This is a genomic window from Streptomyces sp. MP131-18 (assembly GCF_001984575.1).
In the GTDB taxonomy this organism is placed as follows: Bacteria; Actinomycetota; Actinomycetes; order Streptomycetales; family Streptomycetaceae; genus Streptomyces; species Streptomyces johnsoniae.
Map to the genome: position 1 here is coordinate 7,512,847 of NZ_LZNS01000001.1, position 6,770 is coordinate 7,519,616.

The following is a 6,770-nucleotide window of genomic DNA, read 5'->3' on the forward strand; positions in this document are numbered from 1 at the left end:
CGAGGGGAATCCCCGTGCCCCGCCGAACGGTGGCGTGGCAGTCGCTGTCCGGGCAGGCACGGGCGTCCTCACCGGGCCGCCGCCCGGAGGCCGGCGCCGCTGCTCCGGTCGTTCCCCGACGGCTCGTCGCCGGCACAACGGGCCGCTCTGCGCGGTCCTGTCCTCATCGTGTCTCCTCCTGGCGCCCGGCGGTGTCGGCCGGTGCGTGCGTCTCCTTTGTAACGCGCGGCGTCGCGAGGGGTCCCGGCGTCCGTTGCTGTCCGGCGGCCGGGTCCCGTTCCCCGTCGTCGCGAGGCGCCGCGGCCAGCGCGGTGGCCAGGCACAGGGCCGCGGCGGCCGGCGCGAGCGAGATGCCGCCGCGCGGCGAGGGCGCGACGAGCACGGCCAAGCCGAAGGCGGCGGTGCCGAGGGAGCCGCCCACCCGGCGGGCTACCTCAGGCGGCTCGCCGCGGAGAGCGGCGGGTCCGCCGCCTGACCGGCGCCGCACCGCCGGCCCGGGCCCGCGGTGCGGCGCCGGTCAGGCGGGCAGCGAGGCGAGCCAGTCGACCAGGAGCCGGTTGACGTCCTCGGCGCGCTCCTGCTGGAGCCAGTGGCCCGCGCCGTCCAGGACGTGCGAGGCGGTCAGGCCGGGCATCGTGCTGGGGAACGCGGCGATCGCGTCGGCCAGCCAGGTGGTGGAGGCGTCGAGCCCGCCGCCGATGAACAACGAGGGCTGCGTGATCGCCGCTCCCTCCCACTCGGCGAGGTCCTCCCAGTCGCGGTCGACGTTCCGGTACCTGTTGAGCGCCCCGGTCATGCCGGTGCGTTCGAACTCGCCTGCGTACACGTCGAGATCCCGCTCGCTGAGCCACGCCGGCAGCGGGCCGGCCGGGAAGCGGTCCGACAGCTTCCCGCCCTTCGGCACGAAGTGGAGATCCGGCTCCTCGGGGCCCGGCATCGTGTCGGCGGACAGGCCGGCGTAGAAGCCCCGCAGCCAGCCCCTGACGTCCGGCTCGATCTCGGCCTCCGCGCGGCCAGGCTCCTGGAAGTAGCTGACGTAGAAGTCCTCCGAGCCGCCGCCGATCCGCGCGAACGCCTCGGTGGGCCGCACATCCCCGCGGGGCGTGTAGGGGACGCTCAGCAGGGCGGCGGCGGAGAAGACGTCCGGCCGGAGCAGGGCGGCGTGGGCGGCGATGCCCGCGCCCCAGTCGTGCCCCACGATCACCGCGGAACGCTCGCCGAGGGCCCGGACCACGGCGGCACTGTCGGCCACGAGCTCGCGCATCCGGTAGGCGGCCACGTCCGCGGGCTTGGCGGAGCGCCCGTAGCCGCGCACGTCCAGGGCGACCGCGCGGTATCCGGCCGCGGCGAGCACGGGCAGCTGATGCCGCCACGAGTACCACGACTCGGGAAAGCCGTGCACGAGCAGGACCAGCGGCCCCCGGCCCTGCTCGACCACGTGCGTGCGGCCTGCGGGGGAGGGCACCAGCCGGTGCGCGGGGCCTGCGGCCCGACCTGATCGGGACATCGTTTCCTCCTGAAAGCGCATCCGGGAACCGGAATGCGGCGTCGGCGAGGATGCCGTACCGCATGTTCAGGATCATGCCGCCGGCCGCGGACCGCACCGCCGCGGTGTTGCCGTTCCGGCAACCCCGCCGTTCCGGCAACCCCGCCGTTCGTTGCCGTGTCCGTGACTAGATCAGGTGTGTGAGAGGCAGGGATGTGGTGTCCGCCGCCGTGGCGACGCGGCGACCCGCATGGGAGAACTCACGGCAAAGGGGAACACCGCATGTCTGGAGAAACCGGCTGGGAATTCGTGGACGACCGCGGACAACGGGCCACCGCGGAACGCCGCCCGGAACGGGTCGTCGCCTACATCCAGGCGGCCGCGGCCCTGTGGGACTTCGGCCTCGTGCCGGCCGGCCACTTCGGCTCCCTCCACGACGACGGCGGGACGCCGGACGCGGCCAAGGCCGGGGACCTGCCCCTGGACCGCATCCGCTACTTCGGGTCCGGCACACAACTGTCCGCGGACGAAGTCCTGGCCGCCGAGCCCGACCTGCTGGTCACCGTCACCTACGACGGCGAGAACGTCTACGGCCTGCCGCCCGGGACCGTGGACAAGCTGACGGCCGCCGTGCCGACCGTGGCACTCGGCGTGAGCCCCGGACGCGAACTCGGCGACGTACTCGAACGGTTCACCGCCCTCGCCCGCTCACTCGGCGCGCCGGACGACGCCGGGCGGCAGCACACGGAACGGCTCGGCCACGCCGTCGAACGGCTCCGCGCCGCCGCTGCGGCCCGCCCCGCCATCCGGGTGCTCGCCCTGTCGGCCGCGAGCCCCGACACCGCCTACCTGGCGCGCCCAGGCGCCTGGCCCGACCTCCGCGCCCTCGCCCGGCACGGCGTGCGGCTCGCCGGACCGCCCGAGGGGCCCGGCGTCAACTGGGCCACCACCGGCTGGCAGGAAGCCGTCGCGCTCGCCCCGGACATCGTCCTCACCGACGTGCGCAGCAACGCCGCCCCGCCCCAGGACCTGGCCGGCAGCGACGCGTGGACCGCCCTGCGCGACACGGCCGCCTTCCTCCCGTGGAACCCCGAGATCCCCGGCAGCGCCCTCGCGCACGCCCGGTTCTTCGACGGAGTCGCCGAGGCACTGGAACGGGCGCCGCAGGACACCGGCGGCCGGTAGCGGGCGCGGCGCGCCCGCCGCCTCGCGGCGCGGTCCGGGACACCACCCCGACACCGCGCGCCTGGCCGGCGGCGCACGTGCGTCCTAGCGAACGAGCCCGGGGGCGGCCCGGCTGACGTCCGTGGCGCCGCGGAGGATGGAGCCGAACAGCTCCTGGAGTTCGAGGCCGGGGTCGACGCCGTACTCGTCCGCGAGCAGCGTCCTGGTCTGGTGATAGATCCGCAGGGACTCCGCCCGCCGGCCGGAGCGGTAGAGGGCCTGCATCAGCAGCCAGCTCAGCCGCTCCCGGGTCGGGAACCGCATCCGCAGGGTCGCCACGTCCGCGGCGATGACCGAGGAGTCCCGCCCCAGCGCCAACTCGGCCTCCCACCTGCTCTCCATGGCCAGCAGGCGCAGCTCCTCCAGCCGGGCGGCGGCCTGCGCACCCGCATCGGAGTCGCGCACCTCTTGATAGGGGGAGCCGCTCCACAGGGACAGGCACTCCTCCAGGGTGCGGCTCGCGCGCCGGTATTCGCACTCGTGCAGCAGGCGGCGGCCTTCGCGCAGCAGCCGTTCGAAACGGCAGGCGTCGACCACCTCCGACTCGACGTCCAGCACGTAGCCGGAGGGGTCGCGCCGCAGAATTCTGTTCCGGTACCAGGGCGGGCTGTTGGGCTCCAGCGTGCGCCGGAGGTTGGACACGTAACTCTGGAGGTTCGCCATGGCCGCGCCGGGCGGTTTCCGGGGCCAGACGGCCTCCTTGAGCCGGTCCGGAGCCATGGCCTGGCCCGGGGTCAGCAACAGTGCCGACAGCACGGCCCGTTGACGGGCGGGCCCCAGGTCGACCGGACACTCCCGGGACCAGACCCTCAGCGGACCGAGCACGCTGACATGTAAACCGACAACGAGTGTCACTTATAGCCACCCTCCAGTAACGGTATGTAATGGCCGTGAGCGCACGGACCCATGCGGCCCATCGCTGGCGCACCGCTTCGTACGACGATCAAAGCGCAGGTTGGTTGCGAGTCCAAGGGGAGTGTGCCCCGATGTACGCCCATGAGTCACTTACTTGTTCGCATCCGCCGCTGTCCGATCCCGGGCATCCGAAGCCAGGGGCGCACGAGAGCGGACCCGGAAGCACCTTTCGTGCGACCACGCCCATCCGTGCGGTTTTCCCGGGAGCCTTTGCCAATTCATTGGCTTCTTCCCTCCACGTCACTTCTCCAAGTTGCCTCCAAGATGTCTCCAAGACCCCGCCAAGTTGGCCGTGCTACCGTTTCGGAAGTCGTGCAAGGAGTGCTCGTTGAGTAAATCCGAAAGCATTGCATCCGATGCGCGCAAATTTCCGGGTGGGGTAGTCGCGGTCGTGGGGATGCACTGTCATGCGCCGGAAGTCCCGGCTCCGGAAGGGCTCTGGCGGCTGCTCACCAACGGCGGCCGGCCCGTCCCCGCCCCGGCGGACCGCGCCAGGGCGGCCCTGCCATCGGACGCCGCACGGGCCGCGCTCGACGTTGCCGGGCTGATTTCCGAGCAGGTCAACGCGCATCGCACGGGCGTCTACCTGCGCGCGGGCGATCCGGAGGTGACGGCCGGCCGGCTGGCCGCCGCACTGGACCTGCACGGCCCCCACCGCACCCTCGGCCCCGACCGGGTCTCCGCCGTCGCCGCGGTGGAAGCGGCGGCGGAAGGTTTAATGCGCGACGACTGCGCAATTGCGCTCGCCGATGCCTCGCCTCCCGAATCGTCACCGGGCAGCGCGTTTTTCGTGCTGCGCCGACTGCCCGACGCGCTGGCGGAAGGGCACCGTATATCGGCGCTACTCCGCAGTAAGGAGACGGGTCTGCATCTGGAATCCGTCGAGCGCGACGGCGTGGTGTTCGTCTTCCCCGGGCAGGGCTCGCAGTGGCCCGGCATGGCACTCGAACTGATCGGTTCTTCACCCGTCTTCCGCGAACAGATGTATGAGTGCGCCCGCGTTCTCGAACCATTTACCGGGTGGCAATTACTGGACGTCCTCCAGGGCGTTCCCGGCGCTCCACCGCTGAAGACCGCCGACGTCGTCCAGCCCGCACTCTTCTCGGTGATGGTCTCGCTGGCGGCGCTCTGGCGCTCCTGCGGCGTGGAGCCGTCCGCCGTGGTGGGCCAGTGCCTCGGCGAGGTGGCCGCGGCCCACGTGGCCGGTGCCCTGACCCTCGCGGACGCCGCCCGGGTGGCAGCCGTGTGGAGCAGGGCCCAGGCCGAACAGGCCGGACACGGCGACCTGCTGTCGGTCGTCGCCACTCGCGGCGAAGTGGAACCCCTGCTCGGCCGGTGGAGCCCGCGCCTTCACATAGCCGGAACCAACGGCCCCCGCTGGGTCCTCGTAGCCGGGGAACGGGCGGCAGCCGACGAACTCCTCGCGGAACTCTCCGAACGCGGCCTCCGCGCAAGGAAACTGAGCAACGGGCTGGCCGCGCACTCACCGAACCTGGCGCTGGACCACGAAAGTCTGCGCAACGGACTCGTCGGCATCACCCCGCGGCCGTCCCGCCTGCCGTTCTACTCCTCAGTCACCGGCGACCGCCTCGCCACCGACGGCCTCGACGCCGCCTACTGGGGCCGCAACATCACCGGCGAAATCCGCTTCGAGGACGCCACCCGCGCACTAGCCGCCCGCGGATACCGCACGTTCGTCGAGGTCAGCCCGCATCCAGTGCTCACCGTCGGCGTCCGGGAAACCCTCGACGACCATGGCATCGAGGACCGGGCCGCCCTCGTCGTCGGGTCCCTGCGCAACGGCCAGGGCGGCCCCGACCGCTTCCTGGCCTCACTGGCGGAGCTGCACGCCCACGACGGCTTCGCCGAACAGCTGCCCGCGCCCGGCCTGCCCGACCGGGAACAGCGCCGCATTCTCCTCGACCTGCTGCACACCCACCTGACGTTCCTCCTCGGCCACGCGGCACCCGCCACCCTCCGCCCCGAACAGCCCTTCCGGGCCCTGGGCATCGACTCGGTGACCGCGGTCGAGCTGCGCAACCGGCTCAACCAGGCCACCGGCCTGAAGCTCCCCGCCACCCTCCTCTACGACCACCCCACGCCCGGCGCCGTGGTCGAACGCCTCAGGGCCGGCCTGCCCGGCCACCACCAGGACGGCACCGAGACGCCCGAGGAGCCCTCCGCCGCGCCCGACCTCGGTGAACCGTTGGCCATTGTGGGGATGGCCTGCCGCTATCCGGGGGATGTGCGGTCGCCGGAGGATTTGTGGCGGCTGGTGGCGGGTGGGGTGGATGCGGTGTCGGATTTTCCTGTGGACCGGGGCTGGGATGTGGAGCGTCTGTTCGATCCGGATGCGGGGGTGCCGGGGAAGTCGTATGTGCGGCAGGGGGGTTTCCTGCGGGACGCGGGTGATTTCGATGCGGAGTTCTTCGGGATCAGTCCGCGTGAGGCGTTGGCGATGGACCCGCAGCAGCGGTTGTTGCTGGAGACGTCGTGGGAGGCGTTCGAACGGGCCGGGATCGTCCCGGACTCCCTGCGCGGCAGCCGCACCGGCGTGTTCATCGGCGCCATGGCCCAGGACTACGGTCCACGCATGCACGAGCCGGCCGGCGGCGTCGAAGGACACGTGCTGACCGGAAGCAGCGTCAGCGTGCTCTCCGGCCGGGTCGCCTACACGCTGGGTTTTGAGGGGCCGGCGGTGACGGTGGATACGGCGTGTTCCTCGTCGCTGGTGGCGCTGCACCTGGCCGCGCAGTCGCTGCGCAGCGGAGAGTCCTCACTCGCGCTGGCCGGCGGAGTCGCCGTCATGGCCTCACCCGGCATGTTCGTGGAGTTCAGCCGCCAGCGCGGCCTGGCCCCCGACGGCCGGTGCAAGGCGTTCGCGGCCTCGGCGGACGGTACGGCGTGGGCGGAGGGGGTGGGGGTGTTGCTGTTGGAGCGGTTGTCGGATGCGCGGCGGAACGGTCATCGGGTGCTGGCGGTGGTGCGGGGTTCGGCCGTGAATCAGGACGGTGCGTCGAATGGGCTGACGGCGCCGAATGGTGTGGCGCAGCAGCGGGTGATTCGGGCGGCGTTGGCGAATGCGGGTGTTTCGGCGGCCGAGGTGGATGTGGTGGAGGCGCACGGCACCGGTACGACGCTGGGC

At 72.4% G+C, this 6,770-nt stretch carries 5 protein-coding genes; 2 read left to right on the forward strand and 3 right to left on the reverse strand.

Annotated features, from left to right (window positions below; genetic code table 11):
- Positions 1-163: 163 nt before the first annotated feature.
- Together STBA_RS33460 and STBA_RS33465 are read right to left on the reverse strand one after the other, a co-directional pair.
- Positions 164-421: a hypothetical protein gene (locus tag STBA_RS33460; RefSeq protein ID WP_077062751.1), complete on the reverse strand. Its 258-nt coding sequence runs from the start codon at positions 419-421 to the stop codon at positions 164-166.
- Between the two features lie 96 nt (positions 422-517).
- Positions 518-1,507 carry an alpha/beta hydrolase gene (locus tag STBA_RS33465; protein WP_077062752.1) on the reverse strand — a complete coding sequence of 330 codons (990 nt, stop codon included), beginning with the start codon at positions 1,505-1,507 and terminating at the stop codon, positions 518-520.
- A 261-nt stretch (positions 1,508-1,768) separates the two neighbouring features.
- Between STBA_RS33465 and STBA_RS33470 the strand changes: the two genes are divergently transcribed.
- A complete protein-coding gene (locus tag STBA_RS33470) occupies positions 1,769-2,671 on the forward strand; it encodes an ABC transporter substrate-binding protein (RefSeq protein ID WP_077062753.1) in 903 nt (300 codons plus the stop codon).
- 84 nt (positions 2,672-2,755) lie between these two features.
- Here STBA_RS33470 and STBA_RS33475 read toward each other — a convergent pair whose 3' ends face one another.
- Positions 2,756-3,535, reverse strand: coding sequence for an AfsR/SARP family transcriptional regulator (locus STBA_RS33475; protein ID WP_077062754.1), 780 nt, complete (start codon positions 3,533-3,535; stop codon positions 2,756-2,758).
- A 418-nt stretch (positions 3,536-3,953) separates the two neighbouring features.
- On the opposite strand from STBA_RS33475, the gene STBA_RS37455 reads away from it, so the two are divergent.
- On the forward strand, positions 3,954-6,770 hold a 2,817-nt coding region (locus STBA_RS37455; RefSeq protein WP_290443958.1), incomplete at its 3' end, for a beta-ketoacyl synthase N-terminal-like domain-containing protein.

Bases quoted from the DNA above. Each gene is read 5' to 3' on its own strand.
- STBA_RS33465 (WP_077062752.1), bottom strand. From the start codon at position 1,507: ATGTCCCGATCAGGTCGGGCCGCAGGCCCCGCGCACCGGCTGGTGCCC.
- STBA_RS33470 (WP_077062753.1), top strand. From the start codon at position 1,769: ATGTCTGGAGAAACCGGCTGGGAATTCGTGGACGACCGCGGACAACGG.